This window comes from Archangium violaceum (genome assembly GCF_016887565.1).
GTDB lineage: Bacteria > Myxococcota > Myxococcia > Myxococcales > Myxococcaceae > Archangium > Archangium violaceum_B.
Genome location: NZ_CP069396.1, coordinates 8,224,127 through 8,250,286, shown reverse-complemented (window position 1 = coordinate 8,250,286; position 26,160 = coordinate 8,224,127). Strand labels below are relative to the sequence as shown.

General features: G+C 70.0%; 14 protein-coding genes. 5 read left to right on the top strand and 9 right to left on the bottom strand.

The features are described 5' to 3' along the window. Nucleotides 1-117: 117 nt before the first annotated feature. The 5 genes from JRI60_RS32810 to JRI60_RS32790 form a co-directional block, all read right to left on the bottom strand. The gene (locus JRI60_RS32810) at nucleotides 118-1,452 is read right to left on the bottom strand and encodes an AAA family ATPase (RefSeq protein ID WP_204219869.1); all 1,335 of its coding nucleotides are present in this window, start codon (nucleotides 1,450-1,452) and stop codon (nucleotides 118-120) included. A gap of 67 nt (nucleotides 1,453-1,519) precedes the next feature. Further along, a complete protein-coding gene (locus tag JRI60_RS32805; RefSeq protein WP_204219868.1) occupies nucleotides 1,520-2,467 on the bottom strand; it encodes a branched-chain amino acid transaminase in 948 nt (315 codons plus the stop codon). A gap of 80 nt (nucleotides 2,468-2,547) precedes the next feature. Next, nucleotides 2,548-3,966 carry a patatin-like phospholipase family protein gene (locus JRI60_RS32800; protein ID WP_239469842.1) on the bottom strand — a complete coding sequence of 473 codons (1,419 nt, stop codon included), beginning with the start codon at nucleotides 3,964-3,966 and terminating at the stop codon, nucleotides 2,548-2,550. An 18-nt stretch (nucleotides 3,967-3,984) separates the two neighbouring features. After that, the gene (glnE, locus tag JRI60_RS32795) at nucleotides 3,985-7,011 is read right to left on the bottom strand and encodes a bifunctional [glutamate--ammonia ligase]-adenylyl-L-tyrosine phosphorylase/[glutamate--ammonia-ligase] adenylyltransferase (RefSeq protein ID WP_204219867.1); all 3,027 of its coding nucleotides are present in this window, start codon (nucleotides 7,009-7,011) and stop codon (nucleotides 3,985-3,987) included. Between the two features lie 141 nt (nucleotides 7,012-7,152). Next, entirely contained in the window at nucleotides 7,153-8,094 is a 942-nt protein-coding gene (locus tag JRI60_RS32790) for an AAA family ATPase (protein ID WP_204219866.1), read from the bottom strand. A 186-nt stretch (nucleotides 8,095-8,280) separates the two neighbouring features. On the opposite strand from JRI60_RS32790, the gene JRI60_RS32785 reads away from it, so the two are divergent. Beyond that, on the top strand, nucleotides 8,281-8,499 hold the full coding sequence (locus tag JRI60_RS32785) for a hypothetical protein (protein WP_204219865.1): 219 nt from the start codon (nucleotides 8,281-8,283) through the stop codon (nucleotides 8,497-8,499). An 81-nt stretch (nucleotides 8,500-8,580) separates the two neighbouring features. Here JRI60_RS32785 and JRI60_RS32780 read toward each other — a convergent pair whose 3' ends face one another. After that, on the bottom strand, nucleotides 8,581-12,588 hold the full coding sequence (locus tag JRI60_RS32780) for a response regulator (RefSeq protein WP_204219864.1): 4,008 nt from the start codon (nucleotides 12,586-12,588) through the stop codon (nucleotides 8,581-8,583). Nucleotides 12,589-12,701: 113 nt separating this feature from the next. Next, complete coding sequence (locus JRI60_RS32775; protein WP_204219863.1) at nucleotides 12,702-15,020, bottom strand: glycosyltransferase; 2,319 nt, start codon at nucleotides 15,018-15,020, stop codon at nucleotides 12,702-12,704. A gap of 137 nt (nucleotides 15,021-15,157) precedes the next feature. On the opposite strand from JRI60_RS32775, the gene JRI60_RS32770 reads away from it, so the two are divergent. From JRI60_RS32770 to JRI60_RS32755, 4 genes are all read left to right on the top strand, one after another. After that, nucleotides 15,158-16,795, top strand: a complete 1,638-nt coding sequence (locus tag JRI60_RS32770; protein WP_204219862.1) for a DUF4912 domain-containing protein — start codon at nucleotides 15,158-15,160, stop codon at nucleotides 16,793-16,795. Nucleotides 16,796-16,804: 9 nt separating this feature from the next. Beyond that, entirely contained in the window at nucleotides 16,805-18,391 is a 1,587-nt protein-coding gene (locus JRI60_RS32765) for a glycoside hydrolase family 57 protein (RefSeq protein ID WP_204219861.1), read from the top strand. Further along, the gene (locus JRI60_RS32760; RefSeq protein ID WP_204219860.1) at nucleotides 18,388-20,385 is read left to right on the top strand and encodes a tetratricopeptide repeat protein; all 1,998 of its coding nucleotides are present in this window, start codon (nucleotides 18,388-18,390) and stop codon (nucleotides 20,383-20,385) included. The genes JRI60_RS32765 and JRI60_RS32760 overlap by 4 nt, the downstream gene beginning before the upstream one ends. A gap of 119 nt (nucleotides 20,386-20,504) precedes the next feature. After that, nucleotides 20,505-21,968 (top strand): trypsin-like peptidase domain-containing protein, encoded by a 1,464-nt coding sequence (locus JRI60_RS32755; protein ID WP_204219859.1) that lies wholly within the window; start codon nucleotides 20,505-20,507, stop codon nucleotides 21,966-21,968. Between the two features lie 15 nt (nucleotides 21,969-21,983). Here the strand turns inward: JRI60_RS32755 and JRI60_RS32750 are convergent, their stop codons facing one another. Next, on the bottom strand, nucleotides 21,984-24,050 hold the full coding sequence (locus JRI60_RS32750) for a lipoxygenase family protein (RefSeq protein WP_204219858.1): 2,067 nt from the start codon (nucleotides 24,048-24,050) through the stop codon (nucleotides 21,984-21,986). Between the two features lie 39 nt (nucleotides 24,051-24,089). Then, entirely contained in the window at nucleotides 24,090-26,003 is a 1,914-nt protein-coding gene (locus tag JRI60_RS32745; RefSeq protein ID WP_204219857.1) for a diguanylate cyclase, read from the bottom strand. Nucleotides 26,004-26,160 lie beyond the last annotated feature (157 nt).

Here is a 26,160-nt window from a genome sequence, read left to right as displayed (position 1 = left end):
CGGCTCACGGCAAGGACCGGCGGGTCGGACCGTGATGAGCCCGACCAGCGGGGACAACGGGCGGAGGATTGTAGAAATTCCAGGCATTTAGGACAATTAAAACGCTACTCTCCCCGCTCACAGGCTGACGAGGAAGACCTCGCACGCCTGGTCGAGCAGGTCCTTGGACAGCGCCGGGGGGATCTGCCGGTAACGCGCCGCGTCCTTGATGAGCTGCACCAGATCCCGAGGGTGGCAGGCGCGCATCTGCATGCTCCGGGGCTTGTAGTAGTGCTCGATGAGATAGGTGACGGCCTGCTCCACGTAGGGGATGCCGGCAGCCTCGCACACGCGGGCGAAGATCTCCCGGTACGTCTCCTCGTCGGGGTTCGTCACCTCGATCTTGTACTTGATGCGCCGCAGGAAGGCCTCGTCCACCAGCTCCTTGGGATCCAGATTGGTGGAGAAGACGAGCAGCTGGTCGAAGGGGATGTCGAACTTCTTGCCCGTGTGCAGGGTGAGGAAGTCGATCCGCTTCTCCAGGGGGACGATCCACCGGTTGAGCAGATCCGTCGGGTGGACCTTCTGCCGGCCGAAGTCGTCGATGAGCAGCATGCCGCCGTTGGCCTTCACCTGGAACGGGGCCTCGTAGAAGCGCGCCGTGGGCGAATAGATGAGGTCCAACGTCTCCAGCGTCAGCTCGCCGCCCACCACCACGGCGGGGCGCCGGCACAGCTGCCAGCGGTTGTCCATCTCGAAGGTCTGCCGCCGGCCCGCCGCGTCCCGCTCGGACTCGAGCGTCACCGGGACGTGGTTGAGGGCGTCGAAGACCTTGATGATCTGGTTGTCGATCTCCAGGCAGTGGGGGATGAAGACCTCGCCGCCGAACATGCGGCTGATGGCCTCCGCGAGGCTCGTCTTGCCGTTGCCCGGAGGGCCGTAGAGGAAGAGCGAGCGGCCCGAGTTCACCGCCGGGCCCAGCTTGTCCATCAGGTCCGCGGAGACGGTGAGGTGGGACAGGCCCACCACCAGGTCCTCGTTGCTGATGACAGGGCTCTCCTCCGTCTGCGCGGTGATGAGGGCGTTGTACTGCTCGATGGGGACGGGAGCGGGGCCCACGTAGGTGCTGCGCTCGATGGCGCCGCGCGCGTACTCGCGCCCCTTCTCCGAGAGGATGAAGTCCACCGAGGCGCGACCGAAGCCCTTGCCGCCTCGCAGGTCCACCAGCTTCTCGCCGGCCAGGAAGTCCACCACCGTCTCGATGACACCGGGCCAGGGCAGCCGCAGCTCCTGGGCGATGTCCATGCCCGTGGCGGTACCCTGGTAGTACAGGTACCGCAGGGCGATGTCCGACAGCAGGCCGATCTTCAGCCCTGTCTCCTCCAACGACTTCGGCTCCGAGGGAGCGATGTCGAGGATGGCCGGGTTCTCGAGGTTGAAGGGATTGGGAATGGCACCGGGCTCGGGACGCATCGGCCCCTGGTTCTAGCCGATCCGCCCCCCTTCCGGCACGTCTCGTGAGCCCCTGCCCGCTGGGGGCTCAGACGTAGGTGAGCCACTCGGAGTAGCGCGACTCCTGCCCCCGGACGGCGCGGAAGTAGGTCTCCTGCACATACTGGGTGATGGGGCCGGGCTTGCCCGTGCCGACGGTGCGGTTGTCCACCTCGCGCACCGGGGTGATCTCCGCCGCCGTGCCGGTGAAGAAGACCTCGTTGCAGATGTAGAGGGCGTCGCGGGTGACGGTGACCTCCTCCACCGAGCGGCCGGAGTCCCGGAGGATCTTCAGCACCGAGTCGCGGGTGATGCCGTCGAGGATGGGCGAGGAGAGGGGAGGGGTCTTGATGATGCCCTTCTTGTTGACGAGGAAGATGTTCTCCCCGGAGGCCTCGGCGACGAAGCCGCTGATGTCCAGGAGGATGGCCTCGTCATAGCCGGCGAGCACCGCCTCGCGCTTGGCGAGGATGGAGTTGACGTACTGGCCGGAGATCTTCCCGCGCACCATGTTCACGTTCACGTGCAGGCGGGTGAAGGAGCTCACCTTGGCGCGGATGCCCTCGCGGATGCCCTTGTCCCCGAGGTACGCGCCCCAGTCCCAGGCGGTGATGGCCACGCGGGTGGGGTTGATGGCGCCCAGGCCCATGGCTCCGTCGCCCATGAAGGCGATGGGGCGCAGGTAGGCCCCGTTGGCGAACAGGTCCTTCTGCTTGCGCAGCAGCTCCAGGCACGCCTCGGACAGCTGCTCCGGGGTGAAGGGCAGCTTCATCATGCAGATGTGCGCCGAGTCGAACAGGCGGTCGATGTGCTCGCGCAGGCGGAACACCGCGAGCCGTCCATCGTAGGTGCGGTAGGCCCGGATGCCCTCGAAGACCCCCAGCCCGTAGTGCAGGGCGTGGGTCATCACGTGCACCTGGCCTTCGTCCCATTTGATCAGCTTGCCATCGAGCCAGATCTGATCGGAGCGCAGGACGTTGGCGGAGGTCGAGCTCATTCGGGGTTCCTCGTCGTCGGAAAGGGGAGACGGCCCCGAGGTTTTCTTCCAGATGGCCCTTTGAAGTCAAAACAACCCGATCAGCCAAGGTGCGGAAGTGGAGAGAGCATCCGCGTCAGGAAGGGCATGTCCGGGCCGAGCTGTTTGCGGCCGAAGTGCATGGCCTTGGTGGCGAGCTGAACGGAAGGCACCAGCTCCAGGGGCGAGAGGGTGGGGCCGAAGCACTTCACCAGGTGGGCGTAGGGGAGGTTGGGCGCCACCGTCATGGCGGCGAGCCGTTGCAGCGGCAGCCAGAAGGGCGTGCTGAGCCGGGGCGCGAAGCCATCCAGCGCGAGGAGGAAGGCGTTGCGCGTGCCGAGGTTGCCATGGTGCACCGCCTTCCAGGCCGCCTTCACCGGGAGGTTGTCCACCAGTCCCCCATCCATCAGCCGGAAGATGCCCTTCTCCTCCAGGAGCCCGTTGAGCAGGCCGTGCATGTTCGCGTCCTCGCGCAGCACGTCGTAGTGGATGACACCGGGCAGCGCCGAGGAGAAGCCCGCCGCGTCGATCGCGTCGAAGTGGGACGTCTTCTCGTCCAGCCCCAGGTGGAGCTTCACCATGATCTCCGGACGGGTGAAGAACTCGGCCAGCGTCCCCATCACCGCCTGGATGCGGCGCGCCACGCCCGTGGGGCTCAACAGGCTCACCGGGCTCGTGCCCAGCAGGCGCTCGTAATACTCGAGCGGCCTGGGCAGCATGCCCCGCCGGATGCCACCCACCGCGACGAGGATGGGCACCGGGAGATCCTTCAGCCTCAGCCCGCCCTCCTGGTTCGGTCCCGCGTCGAAGTAGCGGCCCAGGCCCGCGCGCAGGAAGAGGCGCAGCGCCGCCGGCAGCCCGTAGCGATTCTCCGTGGAGATGAACCGGAAGAGCTTGCGCCAGGACAGGCTGCGGATGATGCCCACCAGGTCCGACTGGTCGAAGCGCGCCATCCGTGAGCGCATCAGCATCAGGATGGCGCCCATGGAGGTGCCCGCCAGCAGCGATGGCTTCAGGCCGTGCTCGTCCAGCAGGGCCATCACCCCCATGTACACGTAGGCCGAGCCTCCTCCTCCGCCGGCCACCACCACCAGCGACTTGTGCTGGAGCTCGCGGTGCAGCACTTCCTCGGGCACCTGCCCCCGCAGGTGGTGGATGAGCTCGTCGCGCACCTGGAGGGTGCGGTGGCGCAGGTCCCGTGCGTGCGGCACCAGCTGGTCCCGGGTGATGCGGCGCTTGCCGAGCAGCACCGGGCCGAGCCTCCGCGCCACGTCCTCGCGGAAGGGCGTGGTCCACGTCTCCACGGAGTGATCATGTCCCTCGTGGCGCAGCTTGTAGAGGCGCGCCAGGGAGAGCGCGGTGCGCAGCACGGTCTCCTCGCGCGAGTCCAGCAGCGAGGGCGAGTCCATCGCCGCGCGCACCAGGGCCATCTCCATCTCTTCGAGGGGCCGGAGGATCTGGAAGCGTTGCTTCAGCAGCACGAGCGAGGGAGTCCGGATTCAGCGTGAGGCACGGAGCACCCGAGCATACACGTCCCGGACGCGTGTCGCGCTGGCTCGATAGCGGGCGAGGAACGTTTCTCCCGGATCGGCACGCAGCACTCCCATCCGGCGCGCGAGCTGCGCCAGGGGCCGCCCGCTGGTGGGCATGTGCGCCAGGGAGCTGGCGTGCACCAGCCGCAGCCGGTTCTCCACCCGCCTCAGGAAGAGGTAGCCCTCGCGCAGCACCTCGGCGTCCTCGGGGGAGAGGCGGCCCTCGGCCTGGAGCCCCTCCAGCGCCGCCAGGGTGTTGGTGCTTCGCACCCGCGGGTACTCCCGGCCGTGCACCAGTTGCAGGTACTGGACGGCGAACTCCACGTCCACCAGCCCTCCCTGGCCCAGCTTCGGGTTGAGCTGTTGCGCGCTCTCGTGGGCCAGCTCCCGCTCCATGCGCGTGCGCAGCCGGTCGATCTCCGCCGCCGCTCCAGGGGGCAGGGGCCGCTCGTAGACGAGCGGGACGAGCACCTCCTCCTGCAACGCCCGGAAGTGCGTGGCGTCTCCCGCCGCCGGGCGGGCCTTGATGAGCGCCTGGCGCTCCCAGAGCTGCGCCCGCTTCTGGTGGTGCTCGCGGAAGGCGTCCTGGCTCACCACCAGCGCCCCCTGGTTCCCCGACGGCCTCAGCCTCGCGTCGATCTTGTAGAGGTGCCCCTCTCTCAGTTGCACCTGGAGCAGCGTCATGAGCCGCTGCACCGTCTTCGCGAAATACTCGTGGTGGGTGATGCCGCCGCGGTTGCCTCCGCTCGTCTCCGCCTGACCGTTGCCGCTGTAGACGAAGATGAGGTCCAGATCCGAGTGGTAGCCCAGCTCGTACCCGCCCAGCTTCCCCATGGCGATCACCACCAGCCCCTCGCGCTGGCCACTCGCGTTCAGCGGCAGGCCGTAGCGCTCGCGCTGCTCCTCCATCGCCAGGAAGAGGCACTCGTCCAGGATGGCGTCCGCCACCGCCGTGAGCTGCCTCGCCACCTCCGGCACCGTGAGGTCTCCGCCGATGTCGTTGAGCCCGATCCGCAGCACCTCCTCGTTCTTGAAGCGCGGCATCGCCCCGTGCTTCGCCTCCGCGTCCGGATGCCGGGCCAGCCTCGCGCTCAGCTCCTGACGGATGCGCTCGGGCGGCTTCACCGCCTCGTCCAGCTGCGCCTGCACCAGCGCGTCCAGCAGCTCCGGGTGCCGCAGGAAGATGCGCGACAGGTAGTCGCTCTGTCCGAAGAGGTTGAAGAGGCGCCGGCTCGCCCGGGGCATGTTCGTCAGCAGCCCCAGGTAGCCCTCCGGCTGGTGCAGCCGCGCCAGGAAGTCCGAGAAGTGCAGCAGCGCCTGGTCCGGATCCGGAGTCTGCGCCAGCTCCGACAGCAGGCGCACCGCCTTCACCCCCGAGCCCCCATCCACGAACGGGGAGTGGGGGACGCGTGCCAGCCGCTCCAGCTCGGCCAGGGCCCTCTCGGGGTTCTCGAAGCCCCGCTTGTCCAGCGCCGCCTGCCGCTCCCGCGGCGGCAGGTCCGGGTCCAGCGCGAGCGCCAGGAGCGGCTCATCGGGCACCTCGTCCCGCGCCGTCTGGCCGAGCAGCGTGTTGAAGGCGTCCAGGACGAACCGGCGATGCCGCTCCAGCTCGGCGCCGAAGGTGTTCCAGTCCGCGAAGCCCAGCGACGTGGCCAGCCGGCGGCGCTCTCGCTCCCCCGAGGGCAGCGCCTGGGTTTGACGCTCCTCCAGCATCTGCAGCCGGTTCTCCACCCGCCTCAGGAAGACGTACGCCTCCTCCAGCGCGTCCGCGTCCGGCCCCGATACGAACCCCGCTCGCTCCAGCTTGCGCAGCGCTCGCATCGTCCTCGCCTCGCGCAGCGTCGCGTCCTTTCCTCCCTGCAACAGCTGGAGCGCGTTGACGAAGAACTCCACCTCCCGGATTCCCCCAGGCCCCAGCTTCACGTCGTCCGCGCTCGCCTTGCCTCGCAGGTCGATCTGCGCCTTGAGCTCCCTCAGCCCGTCCACCGCCGACAGGTCCAGGCTCCTCCGCCAGATGAACGGGCTCAGGTCGCTCAGCAGCTCGTTCGCCAGCTCCGCGTCCCCCGCCACCACCCGCGCCTTGAGGAACGCCGCCCTCTCCCACATGCGCCCGAAGGTCTCGTAGTAGGAGAGTGCCGCTGGCAGCGAGATGACCATCGCCCCCGCTCTCCCCTGCGGCCTCAGGTTCAGGTCCACCCGGTAGCAGAATCCCTCCGCCGTCACCTTCGTCAGCGCCTGCGTCACCGCCTCGCCCAGCCTCGTGAAGTACTGCACGCCCGGCAACGCCCCCGCCGTTCCCCCCGTCGTGTGCCCGTCTCCCCGGTACAGGTAGATGAGATCCACGTCCGAGCTGAAGTTGAGATCCTCTCCTCCCAGCTTGCCCATCCCCAGGATGCAGAAGCCCGGCGTGTCCGGCGTGCCGTACTTCGCCCTCAGCGAGCGCTCCGCCCAGGCCAGCGCCGCTCCGATGAGCGCCTCCGCCAAGGCCGTGTGCTCGCGGCCCAACTCCGCCATCGGTGCTTTCAGCGCCGCGTCGCGCACCATCAGCCGCAGGTATTCACGGTACTTGTAGCGGCGCAGGCGGCGGTGCAGTCCCTCCGCGTCGGTTGGCCCGATTCGGCGCGTCGCCGCCCGTGCCTCTCGGTGGTAGTGCTCCCGGGGTTTTTCTCGTGTCAGGGTTCGTGAGCCCGCCAGCCAGCGCAGCAGTCCCGGACGTGTCGCCAGCAGCCTCGGCGCGAACGTGCTCGCGTGGAAGACCGCTGGTAGCCAGTCCAGCAGGCGCGAGAGGGTCGGTTCTCCTAATCCCTGCAGGCCTTCTCGGACCCGATCGAAGGCCGCTACCACTTCGTCCGGCTCCGAGGTTCTTTTCGCCGCTTCGTGGATCCGCTCCGCCGCGTGGGCTCCGAGCGGGCCTGACAGGGTCGATAGCTCCTTGGCCGCTCTCCTCGGGTTCTCGAAGCCCTCCGCCCTCAGTGATTCCTCGGTCCAGGTCATCTCGGGCCCATTTCGCGGAGGGCTCGTGATGACCCTCACCCTGGCCCTCTCCCGGAGGGAGAGGGGATTTACACGGGTTGGAACCCGGGGCGGTCGGTACCCTCACCCCGTCCCTCTCCCGAAGGGAGAGGGGTGGGGGGCTCAGGCTTGTGCGATCTGCCCGAGGTTGCTCTTCGCCTTCTCGATGTCCCCCTCGTGCTTCAGCACCAGGTTCAGTGTCGCCGCCACCAGATCCGGCGTCAGCGACTCCGCGTTCAGCAGCGCCAGGCTTTGTACCCAGTCCAGCGTCTCGCTGATCGACGGCGCTTTCTTCAGGTCCAGCTTCCGGATCGCCGCCACCGCCTCCACCACCTGCTCCGCCAATGTTCTCGACACCTCGGGGAGTCTGCTCCGGATGATCCGCAGCTCCCGCTCTCGATCCGGGAAGTCGATGTGCAGGTGCAGGCACCGTCTCTTCAACGCGTCCGACAGCTCCCTCGCGTTGTTCGACGTCAGCACCACTCGCGGCACGTGCTTCGCCTTGAACGTCCCCAACTCCGGAATCGTCACCGCGTTGTCCGACAGCACCTCCAGCAGGAAGGCCTCGAACTCCGGATCCGCCTTGTCGATCTCGTCCACCAGCAGCACCGCCGGTTTGTCCGACAGCAACGCCTTCAGCACCGGTCTCGGCAGCAGGAACCGCTCCGAGAAGAACACCGCGTCGCTCGTCGCCAGCCGGTCCGCCGCCTCGGTCAGCGTCCCCGCCCCCTGCACCATCTCCCCGATCTTGTCCTTCAACAGCTGCGTGTAGAGCAGTTGCTTGGCGTACTCCCACTCGTAGAGCGCCTTCGCCTCGTCCAGCCCCTCGTAGCACTGCAGGCGGATGAACTCCCTCCCCAGCGCCTGCGCCAGGGCCTTCGCCAGCTCCGTCTTGCCCACCCCCGCCGGGCCTTCCACCAGGATCGGTTTCTCCAGCCGGTCCGCCAGGAAGCTCGCCGTGGCGATCTCCGGCGAGGGCAGGTATCCCACCTGCGCGAGGCGCTTCTCCGCGTCCTCCACGCTGCTCAGGGTGAATGTTTCGGTCTTCGGACTGGGGGGGCTCACACCCCTGAACTTAACCGAAGGGATTTCAGCCCTCTGCGGCAAAAATGCCAGACCTGCCGCCTTTTCCCCACGTCCCTTCCGGTTGCTCCCTGTCCAAGTGGCCGGAACAACTTTGGAATTTATTTACACACCGTGGGCACACGACGTGCAATAGAGCGCCGCGTTCAGTCCTCGGAGGCGGCGGTCATGTCCTGGTTGTGGCGGATGATGTTGGTGGTGGCGGTGGCCCTGATCCCCGGTGCCTTCGTGCTGCTGCTGGCCTACGTCGCCTCGAGGACCATGTGGGAGCGCTGGCGGCTCGCCCAGGTGCAGGCCCAGTCCAGCGGCACTCCCATCTCCTTCCGGGATGTGGTCGCCACCCTCGAGCTCAAGGAGCTGGTCCGCCAGGCCCGGGCCGCGTTGTAGGCGCGCGGCGCGTCGGCAAGAGCCCGGAATCGACACAGCCGCGCGCGGCTCGGAAGCCACGCGCGGCCGGTGAACCTCACCTCAGGACTTGTCCAGCTCGTCCACGAGCGACGTCCAGTCGGCCTCGTCCGAGGCCGCCGCCGGCTCCTGCGGAATCTGCATCACCACGGTGCGCTCGGAGACCTCCTCGACGGGCGGAGGCGCCGCGGAACGCTTCACGGCGTTCTTCGACGCGGCCGGACGCGCGGCCGCGCGGGCCGGAGCCGGAGCCGCGGGCGTGACGGGGTTGAGCTGCGTGCTGACGAGGCTCTCGTCCTCCTCGGCCGGAGCGGCCTTCGCGGCACCCGCCTTGGCGGCCGGGGTCCCCGGAGAGGACACGGGCGACTTCGTCTTGTAGCGGGCCAGCTCCAGCTCGGCGACCTTGAGGGCCTTGCTCTTCTCCTGCACCGACTGCTGCAGGCGGGCGATCTCCTGGGCCTTCAGGGCGTCGCGGCGCTCCAGCTCCGCCTTCTGACGGGCGGCCACTTCCTCGAGCTCCTTCTGCTGCCGCGCCTCCAGCTCCTTGCGCTCCTTGGCGGCGGCGGCCAGCTTCGTCGCGGCCTCGTTGGCCTTGGCGTCCGCGGCGGCCAGCTTCGCGTTGAGATCCTTCTCCACGCGCGCCTTCACTCCCGCCGCGTTCTCCACCGCCAGCTCCAGCTCCTGGATCTTCTTCGCGCGGGCGGTGAGCTGCGTCTGCGCCTCCTTCACCTTCCCGTCGGCCTCGGCCACGCGGGCCTGGGCCTCCTGGTTGGCCTGCGCGATACGGGCCTCGGCCTGGGCCAGCTTCTTCGCCAGCTCGTCCGACGCCCGCTTCGCCTCGGCGCGCTCCTGCGCCTGGGCCTGCTGGAGCGCCTGGAGCTGCGCCTGGGCATCGCCGAGCTGCGCGGCGAACCCGTCACGCTCGGACTGCAGCTTCGTCTGGGCGTTGCCCGCGGTGCGCAGCTGCTCTTCCCGCGCGGCGATCTGCTTGCGCGCGTTGTCCAGCTCCGAGTTGAGCGCGCCGGCCTGACGGGTGAGCTCGTCCAGCTGCCGCTTCGCCTGCTCCGCGTCCTGCTGCCGGCGGGCGTCCAGCGCCTTGAGCTGCTCGTTGCGCGCCGTCAGCTCGCGGGAGAGGGTCTCGCGCTGACGCTCCTTCTCCTGCGTCATCGTGTTGAGCTTCTCGAAGGTGTCCGACAGCTCGCGCTGCTTGCTGGCGGAGTCCTTCTCCAGGAACTCGATGCGGCGCTGCGACTCCGCGGTGAGCGCGTTGAAGCGCTCCTCCAGCCGGTGACGCTCGTCCTCGGACTGCGACAGCTGCGAGCTGAGCTGGGTGACCTCGGACACCCGGCTGCCCAGCTCCTGCTTGGTGAGGAAAAGCTGCTCCTCGAGCTCCTGGCCCTGATCGCGCGCCTGGGCGAGCTGGGCCTCCAGCTCCGCCTGGGTGGCGGACGCCTGCTGCTGCGTCTGCGCGTGGGCGGCCTGTTCGCTGGCGAGCGCGTCGCGCGTGGCGGCGAGGCCTCCCTGCGTCTCGGCCAGCTCGTTGCGCACCTGGCCGAGCTGCTCGGAGAGCTCCTCCTCCATGGCGGCCTTGAGGGCCTCGGTCTCCTGCAGGACACCGTTGACGCGGGTGATCTCCTGCTGCGCGGCCTCCAGCTCGCCGCGGGTGGAGGCCAGGGCCTCCTCGGTGCGCGACAGCAGCCCCTGCGTCTCGACGAGGGACTGGGAGGTGGCCTCCAGCTCGCCGCGGGTGGAGGAGAGCGTCTCCTCGGTCTGCGCGAGCGTGTTTTGCGTGTCGGCCAGCGTCTGCGAGGTGGCCTCGAGCTCGCCCCGGGTGGAGGCCAGGGCCTCCTCGGTCGCGGTGAGCCGGCCCTGCGTGTCGGCCAGGGTGGCCTGCGTCTCGGTGAGCGTCTGGGTGGTGGCCTCGAGCTCGCCCCGGGTGCTCGCCAGGGTCTCCTCGGTCGCGGCGAGGCGGCCCTGCGTGTCGGCCAGGGTGGCCTGCGTGTCGGCGAGAGTGCCCTGCGTCTCGGCCAGCGTCTGGGCGGTGGCCTCGAGCTCGCCACGGGTGCTCGCGAGGGTCTCCTCGGTCACGGCGAGGCGGTTCTGCGTGTCGGCCAGGGTGGCCTGCGTCTCGGTGAGCGTGCCCTGCGTCTCGGCCAGCGTCTGCGAGGTGGCGTCCAGCTCGCCGCGGGTGGTGGCGAGCGTCTCCTCGGTCTGCGCGAGCGTGCTCTGCGTCTCGGTGAGCGTCTGGGTGGTGGCGTCCAGCTCGCCGCGCAGGTTGGAGATCTGCGTGTCGCGGTCGGCGACGGCCTCGTTGAGCGCCTGGAGCTGGCCGTTGAGGTCGGCCTCCATCGCGTCCTTGGCCGCCTCCAGCTCGTTGCGAGCCTGGGTGAGCGCCTCGACCTCGCCGGTCAGCTCGGCCTCGCGGTCGGCCAGGTGGGCCTTGACGGCCTCGACCTCGCCCTCCAGCTCACCGACGCGCTCCATCTGCTGCTGGATGCTGGCGTTGAGCTCGGCCTCGTGGTGCTCGTTGCGGGCGATGGTCTCCTGCAGCTCGCGCTCGAGCGTGGCGACCTTGGCCTCGCGCTCCTCCAGTCGCTGGGTGAGATCGCTCTCCAGCGCGTCCTTGTCCTGCTGCAGCTGGTCGCGCTCGCCCGTCATGCGGGCCAGATCCGACTCCAGGCCGGCGATCTGCTCGTTGAGCCGCGCCTCCAGCGCGTTGCGCTCGTCCGTGATGCGGACGATCTCCGCGTCGGCCTGGGCGCCGTGCTCCTCGGCCGCGGTGGCGCGCGCCTCGAGGTTGCGCACGGTGGTGTCGCGCTCCTGCTCCGTCTGCGCCAGCCTCTCCTGCAGCGCCTGGATCTCCCCATTCAGCTCGGCGTAGTGCTGATCACGCTCGCTGATGGTGCGGGCCAGCTCGCCCTCGAGACCCTCGATGCGCTGGTGGCGGCGGGCCAGCTCGGCCTCGTGCGCCTGCACCGTCTCGGTGAGCTTCTGCTCCTTGACCTCGAACTCGAGGGTGACGATGCCCAGGTGCTTCTCGAGCTTGTCGTACTCCTCGCGCGCGTGCTCCAGCTCCTGCGCGCGGCGCGACAGCTCGTCATCGCGGCTGGACACCTCGCGGCGAAGGACGTTGATGTCCTTCTCCTTGGAGGCCACCACCTCGATGAGATCCTTCTCCGCGGAGAACTTCTGCAGGAGCAGGTCGTCCACGGTCGCGCCGTGCTCGCGCTCCTTCTGCAGCATGCCCTGCTGCGCCTCGTTGAAGCGCCGCAGCAGGTCATCCACCTGCATCTTCAGGCCCTGCAGCTCCACGTCCTTCTCGTGGAGCCGGTCCTCGACGGACAGCAGCTCGCGCTCGCGGACGTTCCAGATCTCCGAGATGCGGGCGATCTGCGCCTCGCGCGTCTTCAGCTCGTCGCGCAGCAGCTGCACCTTGCCCTCGGGCGTGCCCATCAGGTCACGCCGCGGAGGCGGGCGCTTGAGCTGACGCGACTCGGCGAGCAGCTCCGCCTTGCGGTCCGCGATGGACTGGAAGGAGCGCTCCAGGAAGCCGCGATCCTCCTCGGTGATGGCGCTGCGGCGCTCGCGCTTGGGCAGCCGGGGCGGGCCGCCAGCGGGATTGGGCGCACCCTTGAGCGGCGGCGGTATGGCCGGCGGACCGTCACCCGGGCCCGCGGCCTGCTGCGGTGCGTCTTCCTCCGGCGGCACGATGCCGACGCTCATCGAGGCGAGCTCGCCCATCTCGAAGGGAATGAGGAGATAGCCATCCGCGGCACCCGGCGTCTGGCGGTGCTGGTTGAGCCCCTCCACTCCGGTGTCCGAGGACAGCAGCAGGACGCGGAGGTTCTGCCCCCACTTGCCCTTCTTGATCTGCCCACAGAGGGTGAAGCCGGACTGATCCGGCAACTCGGCCCGGACCACGATGAGATCCGGCCGGCGCTTCTCCATCTCACGCTGTGCGTCGGCGGCAGTTGCCGCCATGGCCGTTTGGTAACCCGCGCTCTTGAGCACGGTGGCCATGCTGAGGGCGAAGTCGTTCTGGCTTTCGACGATGAGGACCCGGCGCTCCATGCAGCCCTTTGACCCAAGAAAAGTGCAATGAAAACCGGCACATCCTAGGCACGCGCGGCGGAGCTTGGAAAGTTTCCATGCCAAGCTCGGTTGGCTGCTGCACGAGTCTCAACTCATGAGGGCTTGCCGCGCACACTCCCCTGGGCCTTCGGAGCGGGTGGGGGAGCGGGCTCCTCGTCACGTCCGGGCATGGTGGTGGGGGGTGTATGTCGGGCGAAGTGGGTACCCTCGGGAGGGCAGTACCCGTGGGCGAGCTGGGCGAACCACGGGTTCAACCGCGACTCCGGCGGCTCTCGCGGCGGCGCCTCCGTCTCGGCCTCGTGGATCTCCGCGCTGCTGATCTCCTCTGGCTCCTCCAGTGGGTGAGCGTGAGGAGGTGTCGGAGAACCTTCTACCTCCTGGATCTCCTCGGCCTCGGCCTCGGAGATCTCCTCGGGCTCTTCGGCCGGGGCTGGGGCACGCGCGACCCGGGGGGGAACGGCGGGGGCTTCCACCGGCGTGAGGAGCGGTGGAGGCATGGGACGGGAGCCGCTGGGCGGCCGGGCCCGTGGAGGCAGCGGGGGGATGGAGAGCGACGGACGTGGCGGCAGACGCGGCGGTGTCTCCACGGGCTGGAGCACGGGAGGCTCGGCGGGTTTGGACGCGGGGCGCTCGTCCTTCCGGGGAGGCAGCGCGGGAGGCCGCGCCGGTGCGGCTTCGGGCGCGGTGGCCGGCCGGTTCTCGGAGGACACCGTTCGGGTGAGCAGGCTCGCGCGGGGCGGGAGGGCGGGCGGAGTCGGCACGGGACTCTCCTCGGAGAGGAGTGGACGTGGGCGTTCGCTGGCGGGGGCGGGAGCGGGTGAGGGGGGCTCGCGCAGGGGGAGGCCCAGCACCACGGGGGGCTCGGTCGAGCGCACCTCCTGCTCGGTGAGCGCGCTCTCCAATGCGGAGGGGGGCTCGCGCAGGGGAAGCCCCATCACCACGGGGATGTCGGGCCGCGCGGAGGCGGGCTCGGTCTTCACCAGGCGCGTGTCGAGTCCCGGCTCCTGTTCCTGGAGGATGTGGCCCGTGACGAGCGGCAACTCCTCGCGCGCGGGGGCGTGGTTCGGATCCGTGTCCGGGATGTGCTCGCTGGCGGGTGGCGGCTCGCGAGGGGCCTGGGGGGCGGGCTCCGGCTCCGCGCTGACCGTTCCCTCGAGCGCGAGGACGCGGTTGGTGGGCGTGCCCGTCATCATCGTCGGGTGGATCTCGGGCTCGGAGGTGGTGCCCGACGCCACCGCCCGCTTCCCGAGCAGGCCGTCATAGATGTCCAGGAGCTGGCCGCGGATGAGCCCCGCGTCCAGCCACTGCTCGGCGTAGGTCCGGGCCTGCTTGCCGAGGGCGACGCGCCGCGGCACGTCGCGGGCCAGCTCGATGATGCGGTCCGCGAGGGACTGGGGGTCCCCCGGGGTATAGAAGACGCCGGCGGCGGAGGAGACGAGCTCGCGGGCCACGGGCAGGTCGGCGGCGAGCACCGGGCGGCCGGCGGCGAGGTACTCGGACACCTTGGAGAGCGCGCCGCCCTGCACGCGGTTGCGGTCCACGTCATCGAGCGGCAGCACGCCCACGTCCGCCAGCGCGAGCACCTTGGCTACGTCGTCATGGGCCACGGGGGGTTGGAACTCGACGTGCTTGCCGAGGCCCAGCTCGGAGACGAGATCCTCCAGATGGGGCTGCCAGTCCGGGTGACGCGGGCCCACGAGCGTGAGCCGCACGTCCACCTCGCGCACGGCCAGTGCGAGTCCCCGCAGCAGTCCCGCCAGTCCCTGCCAGGCCACCTGGCTGCCCAGGTACATCATCCGCATGGGGCCACTGCCATCCGGCGCCCCGAGCGCTTCGGGCACATAGGGTCCCAGGTCCACCGGCGCGCGCACCACGCGCACCGACTCCTGGCCCACGCCCAGCGAGTGGATGAAGGAGCGCGTGGAGGGGGAGCCGGTGATGACCAGGTCCGCGTTCATCAGGCAGAACAGCTCCTGCCGGCGGGCCTTGGAGAGGAACTTCTTGTCCCCCTCGAGCTGCGGGTGCGTGTAGCGCAGCTCCTGGGAGGGGAAGCCCTGGGCCTCGTAGACGAGGCGGTAGCCGTAGTCCCCCTTGAGCTCGCACAGGGCATAGCCGCCGAAGGGGTCCGTGAAGTGGACGAGCGCGTACTCCTCGCTCTCCAGTTGACGCCGCACGGCGCGCTCGAAGGCCTGGATGCGCGAGGCGATGTCCCCCGAGCCCACCGGCACCCGGAGCAGTCGCGCGCCCTGGTATTTCTCGATGTGCGAATGGTCCGGCGTCTTGACCGAGAGCACCACCACGGAGAACCGATCGGGCAATGCCTTCAAATACTCGGTCACCCGGCGCGAGGATCCAGACGGGCCGGGGATGACATCGAAGCTGCACAGCAGGAGTCTGGGCAGGTCGCTCAAGGCGGACCGGAGGATACAGAGGCGGCTCCCGACTTGTCACCGTCCGTCCCCCGACTCCACCCGGGGTACGACCACGAACAGAAGTGAAATCGTTCGTTGACCCTCGCGGCCCTGTCGACCTAAGCCGGAATCCGCCTATGGCCGACCTCAAGAGCGTCACGGTGGAATACCTGCGGGAGCTCGCGCGCAAGCATCTGGGACGCGGGCATAGCAAGCTCAAGACCAAGAAGGACCTCCTCGATGCACTGGCCCGGCTGGTGCCGGGGCTCGCGAAGCTCGCGGGCGAGGAGGAGCCGGGGACCGCGAAGGCGGACGGGACGGCGGGGCAGTCCGTCAGGGCGTCCGTCAGGAAGCAGGTCCAGGAGAAGGTGGAACGGGCCCGGGAGAAGGTGAAGGAGACCCGGGAGAGGGTGAAGGGCGCCCGCAAGGTCCCCGGCGCCGTCTCCGCGGCCTCGCGCACCGGCACGCCCGAGGAGCGTCCGGCGCAGCCCATCGCCCCGGAGCGCGCCCTGCCCGGGGACGACGACGAGAAGACTCCCGTCCACCCCACGCCCCGGCCCGCCGAGGTGGTCAACTTCCCGCCCAAGCCCAAGCCCGCGGGAGGCCGGTCGTCGATCGACGACGAGCCCACCCTCACGAAGCCGCCGGCCCCCGAGTCCCCGCCGCCCGCCCTGGTGGACCCGCCCGTCCACTCGGAGCCACCCGCCCATGCGGAGCAGCACGTCCATGTGGCGCAGCACGCCGCGGAGCCGCTGGTGGAGGGCTTCTTCGTGGCGCGCATCGCGGGTGAGCAGGAGGCCTTCCGCCACCACCTCACCGAGTCGCAGCGCCGCCGGCCCGTCGAGGCGCTCGGTTCGCCGGATTATGACGAGCGGCTCGGCGAGCTGCCGATGGACTACGAGGACGACACGGCGCTGCTGATGCCGCGCGACCCGCACACGCTCTTCGTCTGCTGGGATTTCAGTGCCGAGGCCCGGCGCCGTGCCCTGGATGGGCTGGTGTCGCCGCGCGCCGTGTTGCGCGTCTACGACGACAGCGACGTGCTGGTGCGGGTGATCGACGTCGCGCTCGAGTCGCGCAGCTACTACATCCACGGGCTGCCCCCGGGCAGGCCCTACCGCGTGGAGGCCCACTTCGTCGGTGTTTCCGGCCGCTCGCGCCGCATCGGGCACTCCTCCAACCGCATCTTCCTGCCGCCCGCGGGCCCGTCCGAGGACACCTCGGTGCGCCTCCTGCGCATGCCGCCTGTCGTCGCCCCGAAGACCAGCGTGGAGGCGGTGGCCGCCACCGCGCCCACCCGCACCGCGGACGTCGAGGAGCGCGAGTACATCACCTGGCGCCGCGTGGCCCTGCCGGGCAGCGGTGGTTTCGAGGACATCCCCGAGCGGCACCGGGAGCGTGTCGGTCCCGGTGGTCCCGGCGCGCCGGGCGAGGGTGCGCCCGAGCAGGAGTACCTGAGCGTCAGCCGCCGCCACGAGGGCTCCTCCGAGCAGTGGGCGGGGCTGCGGGACATGGTGGGCTCCTCCGAGCAGCGGGCCTGGTCGTACGGCGTCGGGGCGTCCTCCGAGCAGCGGACATGGTCCCAGGGTCCGGGCGGGTCCTCGGATCAGCGGGTGTGGTCGCACGGTCCGGGTGGGTCCTCGGATCAGCGGACGTGGTCCCAGGGCGGCGCGGGCGGGTCCTCCGAGCAGTGGGTCTGGGCGTATGGCCCGGCGGGGGCTGTCTCCGAGTCGTGGACGTGGTCGCGCCCGTCCTCCTCGGGTCAGGGCCGATAGGGGAATGACATGAGCATCGGCTCGCTCGCCATCGTCCTCCACGCGCATCTGCCGTTCGTCCGGCATCCCGAATACGAGGACTTCCTCGAGGAGGACTGGCTCTACGAGGCCATCTCCGAGACGTATCTCCCGCTGCTGCTCGTGTTCGATCGGCTGGCGGAGGAGAACGTCCCCTTCCGCGTGACGATGACGCTCACGCCCACGCTCGTCACCATGCTGCGTGACGAGCTGCTCATGGGGCGCTACGCGCACAAGTTGGATCAGCTCTGCGAGCTGGGCTCTCGCGAGGTGCACCGCACCCGGAACGACCCGGTCTTCGGCCGGCTGGCCCACTTCTACCGGGACCACTTCGAGTCCCTGCGGAGCGCCTTCCGCGAGCGCTACAAGCGCGACCTGGTGGGCGCCTTCCGCCGGCTCCAGGACGCCGGACATCTGGAGATCATCACCTGCAACGCCACCCACGGCTTCCTGCCGTTGATGCAGCAGACGCCCGAGGCGGTGCGCGCCCAGGTCTCCGTGGCCGCCAACCACTACCGGCTCACCTTCGGCCGGGACGCGCCGGGCATCTGGCTGGCCGAGTGCGGCTACTTCCCCGGGGTGGAGAAGTACCTGTCGGCCGAGCGCATCCGCTACTTCTTCGTGGACACGCACGGTGTCATGGACGCCACGCCCCGGCCGCTGCATGGCCCCTTCGCGCCCATCTACACGGAGGCGGGCGTGGCCGCGTACGCGAGGGATCCCGAGAGCAGCCAGCAGGTGTGGAGCTCCGAGCACGGCTACCCCGGCGACCCCGTCTACCGCGAGTTCTACCGGGACATCGGCTGGGACCTGGACCTGGACTACATCCGGCCCTTCATCCAGCCCACCGGGGATCGCAAGAACACCGGCTTCAAGTACTACCGGATCACCGGCAAGACGCAGGACAAGCAGCCCTATGATCCGGACGTCGCGCGCGAGCGCGCCGCCACCCACGCGGGCAACTTCCTCTTCAACCGGGAGAAGCAGTTCGAGTGGCTCGCGGGGAAGATGGGGAGCCGCAAGCCGGTGGTGGTGGCCCCCTATGACGCCGAGCTCTACGGCCATTGGTGGTTCGAGGGGCCGTGGTTCCTCGACGCCCTCATCCGCAAGGTGGCCTTCGACCAGAAGACCTTCCGGCTGGTGACGGCCTCGGATGACCTGGCCGAGAACCCGGAGAACCAGGTGGCCACCCCGCCCCTGAGTTCCTGGGGCGCGGGCGGCTACGCCAACATGTGGCTGGATGGCTCCAACGATTGGATCTACCGGCACCTCCACCACTGCGCCCGCCAGATGGCGGACCTGGCCAAGGACTACCCGGATGCCTCCACGCTCCAGCGGCGGGCACTCAACCAGGCCGCGCGCGAGCTCCTGCTGGCGCAATCGTCGGACTGGGCGTTCATCATGAAGACGGGAACCATGGTGGACTACGCCGTGCGACGCACCAAGGAGCACATCCTGCGCTTCCAGCGCCTGCACGACCAGATCCGCGATGGGAACATCGATGAGGGCTGGTTGTCCCACATCGAGGGCAAGAACAACCTCTTTCCCGAGATAGACTACCGGGTCTACCGACCGTGAGCTCCACGCTGCCCAAGCACAAGGCCGTCAAGCTCTACGAGAGGGCTCGCACCCTGCTGGCCCGCGAGGAGTTCAGCGAGGCCGAGAAGATCCTCCGCGACCTGGCGGCCCATGACAGCCTGGGTCGGCCCGAGGTGCCGGCGGCGCTGGGGGACGTGCACCTGGGCCGGGGCGAGTACGACGCGGCGGCGTCCGCCTACCGCGAGGGCCTGTCGCGCTTCCCGGGCAACAGGGATCTGACGGCCCGTGTCGGGCTGGTGCTCATCCGCCAGGACCGCTTCGAGGAGGCGGTGGCGCTGATGGGGCAGCTCGAGCTCAAGGGGCTCGGGCCGGATCTGCTCACCCAGTACGGCTATGCGCTGGCGCGGCTGGAGCGCTACGCGGCCTCCGAGCGCATCTTCGCGCGGGCGGTGGCCGGAGGCGCCGGGCCCGAGGCGAGGATGCTGCTGGCGCGCGTGCGCGCGAAGCTGGGCCGCTACGAGGAGGCGGCCAACATGTGCCGGAGCCTCCGCGAGGGCGATGTGCCCGCGGAGGTGCAGTCCGAGGCGAAGGGGCTGCTGGCCGACTGCCTCCTCATGCAGGGGCAGGCCGCGCCCGCGCTCGGGCTGTGGAAGGAGCAGCGCGCGGCGGGCGAGCTGCAACCGGAGCAACTGGGGCACATGGCGTACGCGGCGCAGCTCGCCGGGGAGCCGGGGCTGTGCGATCAGCTCATCACCGAGCGGCTGGGCTCCGTGCCCACGGCGGAGGATCGGCTCCTGTTCGCGCAGATCGCCAACCTGCGCAATCGCCCGGAGGACGCGCTGGAGCACCTGGCGGTCGCGGAGGCGGCGACGGGCGAGCACTACAAGGGCTTCATCTTCGAGCTGGAGGCCACGCGGGGCCGCGCGCTGCGGTTGCTGGGACGGCGTCAGGAGGCGCGTGAGGCACTGGCGCGGGCCTCGGGGCACGCGGAGTCCCAGGGCAAGCTGGGGCCTCAGCTGCAGGTGGACCTGGGTCACCTGTCGGCGGAGGAGGGGGACTTCGAGTCCGCCGAGAAGTCCTTCCAGGCGGCGCTCGAGATGGACCCCGACGAGCCCGAGGCGCGGCGGGGCCTGGAGCTGACGCGGCGCCGCGAGGCGTGGCGCACGCAGTTGCAGGCCAACGTGGAGGCGCAGGTGGAGGCGGCGAAGGCCGAGTCCGATGCCTTGCGCCGGCGCTTCGTGGCCCGTGAGAGCGAGCTGGAGGCCCTGCGCCGTGAGCTGGAGACGCTCCGGGCGGCCCAGGCCCAGGCCGAGGAGAAGGCTCGCCGGGCGGAGGAGGAGGCGAGGGCGGCGCAGGCGTCGGCGCGCGCGGAGCAGGCCCGGCGCACCCGCGAGGAGCTCGAGCAGCGCGAGACGGAGATCGACGCCAAGGCCCGCGAGAACGTGGAGCGGGGGCTGGGCAAGGCACTGGCCACGTGCCCGCCGCCGCTGCTGCAGGCGATGATGGTGGCGGAGCGCACGTACCAGAAGGCCCTCTACACGGATCTGCCCGCGGCGGCGGTAGCGGTGCTGTTCGCGGGAGCGCTGGAGCGCGCGCTGTACACGCTCTTCGTGGAGCGCTTCCGCCAGTGGCTGGACGCCCGGGGCCAGCTCAAGGACTTCCTCCAGGCGGCCACGCGCGAGAAGCGCGGCCGGAAGGTGGAGTACTTCGACAACTTCGCCGCCGCCTTCGATCCCGAGCGGCCCGGCCGTCCGCCCTCCATGGGCGAGGTGGCGCGCGTCCTTCAGCGGCGCGAGGAGCCCTACCTCCACCTCTTCCTGGCCTTCCTCACGGAGCGCTACCCCCTGCCTGGGCGCCTGCTGGACGTGCTGGCGGACTTCGTCATCCAGGCCAAGGAGCGCCTGAGGGATCCGGTCGCCCATGGCCGCGCGGTGGAGATGGGCTACGAGGAGCTGAAGGTGCTGCGCGAGCGGCTGCTGTTCGCCCTCGAACCGGGCCAGCCCGGGGCACTCGCCCTGTTGCTGGGGGTGTAACTCCTACACGCTCGCGGTCTTTCTCGGGAAGAGAAGGGGCGCCGCACTGTTTCCCAGTCGTGCAGGCAGGGCGGGTCTGCCTTGCCTTGAAGTCTTTCCGTCTTATCTCGGGAGAGACCATGACCAAGCGACTGAACCCCCAGAAGAGCGCCCTCGCGGGTGCTCTCGTCCTCGCGCTGCCGATCCTCGCGCCCGCCCAGACGGCGGCTCCGTCCTCCAACCCCGTCCAGCCCGCCACCCGGGAAGCGCAGGCCCTGCCTTCGCTGGCCCCGCTCGTGGAGTCGGTGAAGGGCGCCGTCGTCAACGTGGACGTGCAAGCCAAGGCCTCCAGGTCCGAGGGCTTCGGACAGGACAATCCCCTCTTCGATCGCTTCTTCGGAAACGGAGGCGGAGGCCAGGGTCAGAGGCGCGAGCAGCTCCGCCAGGGCGCGGGCTCGGGCTTCATCATCGACCCCAAGGGCCTGGTGTTGACCAACAATCACGTCATCGAAGGAGCGGTGACGATCCGCGTCCGCATGGACGACGGGCGCAGCTTCGACGCGAAGATCGTCGGGAGGGATCCGCTCACCGACGTGGCGCTCATCCAGCTCCAGGGCAAGGTGGAGAACCTGCCGTTCGTGAAGCTGGGAGACTCGGACGCGCTGCGCGTGGGTGACTGGCTGTTGGCCATCGGCAACCCGTTCGGGCTGGCCTCGAGCGTGAGCAGCGGCATCCTGTCGGCGAGGGCGCGCGACATCCACTCCGGCCCGTATGACGACTTCCTCCAGACGGACGCCGCCATCAACCCGGGCAACTCGGGTGGCCCGCTCTTCAACATGAAGGGCGAGGTGGTGGGCATCAACACCGCCATCGTGGGTGGTGGCACGGGCATCGGCTTCGCGGTGCCGAGCAACATGGTGAAGGCGCTGCTGCCGCAGCTGGAGAAGGACGGCGCGGTGACGCGCGCGTGGCTGGGCATCGGCATCCAGGATCTGACGGGCGACCTGGCCAAGGCGATGTCGCTGCCCGTGAACGAGGGCGCCATCGTGTCGCAGGTGAACGACAACTCCCCGGCGGGCAAGGCCGGCATGAGGGCGGATGACGTCATCGTGGCCATCGACGGGCGGAAGGTGGGCTCGGGCGGTGAGCTCACCCGCACGGTGGCGCTGAAGAAGCCGGGCACCACCTCGGTGCTGGACGTGTTCCGGGACGGCAAGCGGCAGGAGCTGAAGGTGCAGCTCGGGACGCGGCCGGACCTGGAGGGGGTGAGCGTGCGCCAGCGCCGCGGTGGCGACGAGGAGACCGAGCAGTCCTCGAAGGCGCGCGTGGGCGTGTCGCTGAGCAACGTGGATCCGCGCATCGTGGAGCGCACGGGGCTGACGTCGACGCAGGGCGCGCTGGTGACGGACGTGCTGCCGGGCTCGCCGGCGGAGCGCGCGGAGCTGGAGCCGGGCATGGTGGTGGTGGAGGTGGATCGCAAGCCGGTGCGCAACGCCGAGGAGCTGGCGAAGCTCATCCGCAAGGCGTCCCCGGGCAGCACGCTGCTGCTGCGCGTGGAGACACCGGGTGGCGGGCGCTTCCTGCGCGCCCTGCGCGTCCCCTGAGCCCGCTCACCCCGCTCAGATGTTGATGCGGGAGCTGATCGTCCTGACGTCCAGGCCCAGCGCCGCGAACTCGGCGGCGCGGGCCCGGAGCAGCTCCACCAGCCGCGGATGCACGTCGTCCTCCTCGTTGGCCAGGAGGAAGCCGTAGTTGGTCTTGGACAGCATCCAGGAGATCCACAGCATCTCGGTCGCCTCGTCCGGAGGAGGGGCGGCGTCCAGATCCTCCTCGCTCTCCGGGAGTCCTCCTCCCTTGCCCCAGCGCAGCCCCAGGCTGGAGTAGAGGACCTCTCCGGCGTCTTCCCACTGGAGGTTGTTGGCCCAGGCGTGCCGGAAGGTCGCGAAGAAGATGACGTAGCGGCACAGCTGCTTGAGCGCGTCCAGCTCGCCGGGCTGGGGGACGTCGGTATGGGTCACCGCGCTGACGGCCTTGGGCGGTGGCTCGGCGGCCTTCGCGTCCAGGTCCATGCGCTCGGACCGGACGAACCACGGAGCGTCCTTCCCCGACACCCGCGCCCGGAGATAGCGGCACACGAAGGCGGGCACCGAGTGGGCCACGAGGTCGTCCGAGAAGCGGCGCACCTCCCGCCATTGGGCCTCCACCGCGCCGCCGTGCTCGGCGAAGAAGGCGTCGACGTGCTCCCCGAGCACCCGCCAGAACAGCTGCGCGGCGTGGGCGTAGCGGTGCCCCTCGCACACCGGCGCCGCGGGCGCGAAGCCCCGCCAGTCGTAGCTGCCCATCAGGTGGAGCAGCCGCGCATCGACGCTCCGCTCGGTCAACGCGCTGGCGCGGGTGATGTAACCGTTCGGCCCCACCAGGAACCCGTTGGCGGAGTGGTTGATCAGGACCACCTCCCGCATGTGGGGCATGAGCAACCAGCGGAGGGGGTTGCGCCGCAGGTTGCGGTGCGCGGCGATGGCGTACTGCTCGACGTTGAAGTGGCACTGCCCGAGGTGGTTGCCCAGCTCGGTGTCCAGTGTCGCGCTCACCCGTGCGATGCGCTTGGCGGCCTCCCATCTGGCGCCATCCTCCGGCGTGAAGGTCCGGCGCGTGGTGGGCGAGCCGGGCGCCGTCGCCCCCGGTTCCCGGAGTCCCAGGATGATGCGCACGGGCAGGAGCCGGCCCTCCACCAGGCGCAGCCGCACGTCGACGTCGGGCTGGCAGTGGAGGCCGTCCTGCTCGTAGGCGTTCCAGGGGAAGTAGAGCCGGAAGGCACTGGGATCGCCGGGCGCCTCGGGATCGCGGTCCATGACCGTCGCGAACATGCCGTTGAGGAGCCGTTCGCCGAAGAAGGCGTCACCGCGAGTGGAGCCCGGCTCCTGTCGCTCCATGCGGACCGTCATCGGCTCGGGATAGTCGGCCTGCAACCCGGCGATGCTGGGGGCTCGACCGAGGCGGATCTGGAGCAGGTGCTGACGCTTGACGAGCTCGATGGGGGCGACCGCCTTCAGCATCGCCAGCGAACGTCCCGGGGCGTAGGCCGTCGGGGGAGTGCCCTGCTCGGTGACGAGCAGCCGGGCCAGGGGCGTCGACGGATCGTATTCCCAGTAGGGGAGCCGGAGGGTGCCGAAGTCGTAGGAGTGCCCGCCGTGGTCATCGGGGCCCCGTTGCGCGCCGATGCGCCGCCAGGACTCCACGATCCGCCCGTCCTTGCGGAAGGTGTGCTGGGGCTCGAAGAAGCGAAGCTCCAGGTCCGGCAAATCTCCCAGCCCCGCGTCGGCGGGATCGTAACGGACCGCGAAGTGCCCGTCGTCGTCCGTGAAGCCCTCGCCCAGGAAGTCGTCCGGCGCGCCGGGATCCCGGTCCCACAGCTCGACCTTGAGGTGGTGCAGGGGAATGGGACCCTGGGGGCCGTCGTGCTCGAAGATCAGGCGTCCGGTGGCGACGGCGGGCAGGGTGGCGGGGTCGCGGAGGGGGCGGGGCGCGCGGACGCGCGAGGCGAGCTCACGACTGACGGCGGCGCGCTCGTCGGGACCCAGGCCCGAGTACCACCTGGCCAGCTCCGCGGGCTCGAGGAGGTCTGATGGGGTGTCTCGATTCTGGAGACCCAGAGCAGACAACAGGCGGCGCAGCGGTGCGAGCATTCGCGGAGGGTACCAGAGGGAGGTCCACCTCGCGCCAGGTCAGGCCTTGGCCACGGACGGAGTGGGCGAGGAGGGATCGTTGGGACGGGAGAGCCCGCGCTCGCGGCCCGGGTGGAGCTCCATGCCGGCCTCGTAGCAGGTGACGCGGTTGCGCCCGCCGCGCTTGCTGGCGTAGAGGGCGGCGTCGGCGCAATCCACCAGGGTGTCCTGGCTGGAGGCGTCGGTGGGGATGGTGGCCACGCCGATGGAGACGGTGATGTGGCCGCCGGGCTGGGTGGGGGCGGCGAGCTGGGGGGCCTCGGCCACGGCGCGCCGCAGCTTCTCGGCCACGTCGTAGGCGTCGTCCTTGGACACCTGGGACAGCACCAGCATGAACTCCTCGCCGCCGTAGCGCGCGAGCGTGTCCACCTTGCGCACGCGGGCGCGCAGCACGTCGCAGACCTTGCGCAGCGTTTCGTCACCGGCGCGGTGGCCCGCGGCGTCGTTGAGCTTCTTGAAGTGGTCGATGTCCACCATGAGGATGGACACCGGCGAGCCGAAGCGCTGCGCGCGTGCCACCTCCAACTCCAGGCGCGCGAAGAGGTGGCGGCGGTTGGGCACCCCGGTGAGCGGGTCCGTCATGGTGAGCTTCACCGCCTCGGCGTGGAGCATGGCGTTCTTCACCGCCGTGGCGACCTGGTCGGCCACCGCGCTGAGCAGCTCCAGCTCCTCGGGGGCGAAGCTGGCCACCTCCGGGCGCCGGAAGTTGAGCACGCCCAGCACCGAGTCCATGTGCACCATGGGCACGCACAGCAGCGCGCCGGCCTCGTGTCCCGGCAGCAGCGCGCGCCGGGCGAACACGCTCGAGGGGTCCGTGACGTCCGGCACGTACACCGCCCGGTGCGTCTCCGCCGCGCGCCCGCATGCACCCTCGCCGATCTGGAAGGTCATCCCATCCAGGGCCGGATCCGCCGGGAAGGTGCTCTTGATCTCCAGCACTCCGTCCGCGTTGACGAGCATGGTGGAGAAGTGCGGGATGTGGAGCCGCTCGGGCACCAGCTGGGTGATGCGCGAGAGCAGCTCGGACAGCTCGATGGTGGAGTTGACCGAGCGCGCCACGTCGAAGAGCAGGGCCAGCTCGGCGATGCGCTCCTCCAGCTCCTCCTTGAGGGACAGCTTCCACTTCGTCACCTGGAGATCCCGGTGGGTGTCGATCTCCTCGGCCTTCATGGAGGTGATGCGCGCCAGCATGGCGTTGAAGGCCGAGCCGAGCCGGGAGATCTCATCCGTGCCCCGCACCTCGGCGCGCACCAGGAAGTCTCCCTCCTCGGCGCGGCGCATGGCGGCCGTCAGCCGGCGCAGGGGCCGCGTGAGGAAGAGGTGCAGAGACACCCCGGTGGCGACGATCAGCATGGTGCCCAGCACCAGCACCGCCACCAGTCCGCCGCCCAGGGCCTCGGTGAGCTCGCGGTGCACCACGGGCTCGCTCACCCGCAGGTGCAGGACTCCCAGGGGACGCATCGCCGCGTCCACGTGACAGCCCGCGCAGTCCTTTCCACCGAGTGGGCGGATGACTTCCGTCGCCTGGGCGTCCGAGAAGCTCCTCTCCTGATCGGACTCCGCCAGCAGCGCGGCCTTGGGGTGGCGGGTGCCCACCTCCTCGGGCCGGGAGGACCAGAGGATGCGCCCGTCCGGCGACACGATGTCCAGCTCCGCCGTGGCGCGCAGCAGCCGCGTCTCCGAGCGCAGCAGCTCGGCCACCGGCGAGTGGGGCGGCAGACCCTGGGGCGTGGGCAGCCGGAAGTGGGTGCCGATGAACTCCGTGAGCACCAGGGCCTCGTCCTGGGTGGCGTCCTGGGCCGCTCGTTGGGCCTCACGCCAGAAGTAGCCGATGCCCAGGACGGCCGCGAGCAGCCCGGGCAGGGCGACGCTCCACAGGAGCTTCCTGCCTACGGTTTCGAGACCCAATGCCATGTCCGTGGAGGCAGGAACCCCCGGCCCGCTGCCGTCAACCCCCGTGTCATTGATGGATTGTCAGATCGGCTGACGCACACTGTCAAACGGACTCTGTTGGAAATTATTCGTCAGGACGGATGTCGTGGAGGTAGATGTTGCCTGACGCACCGCGTAG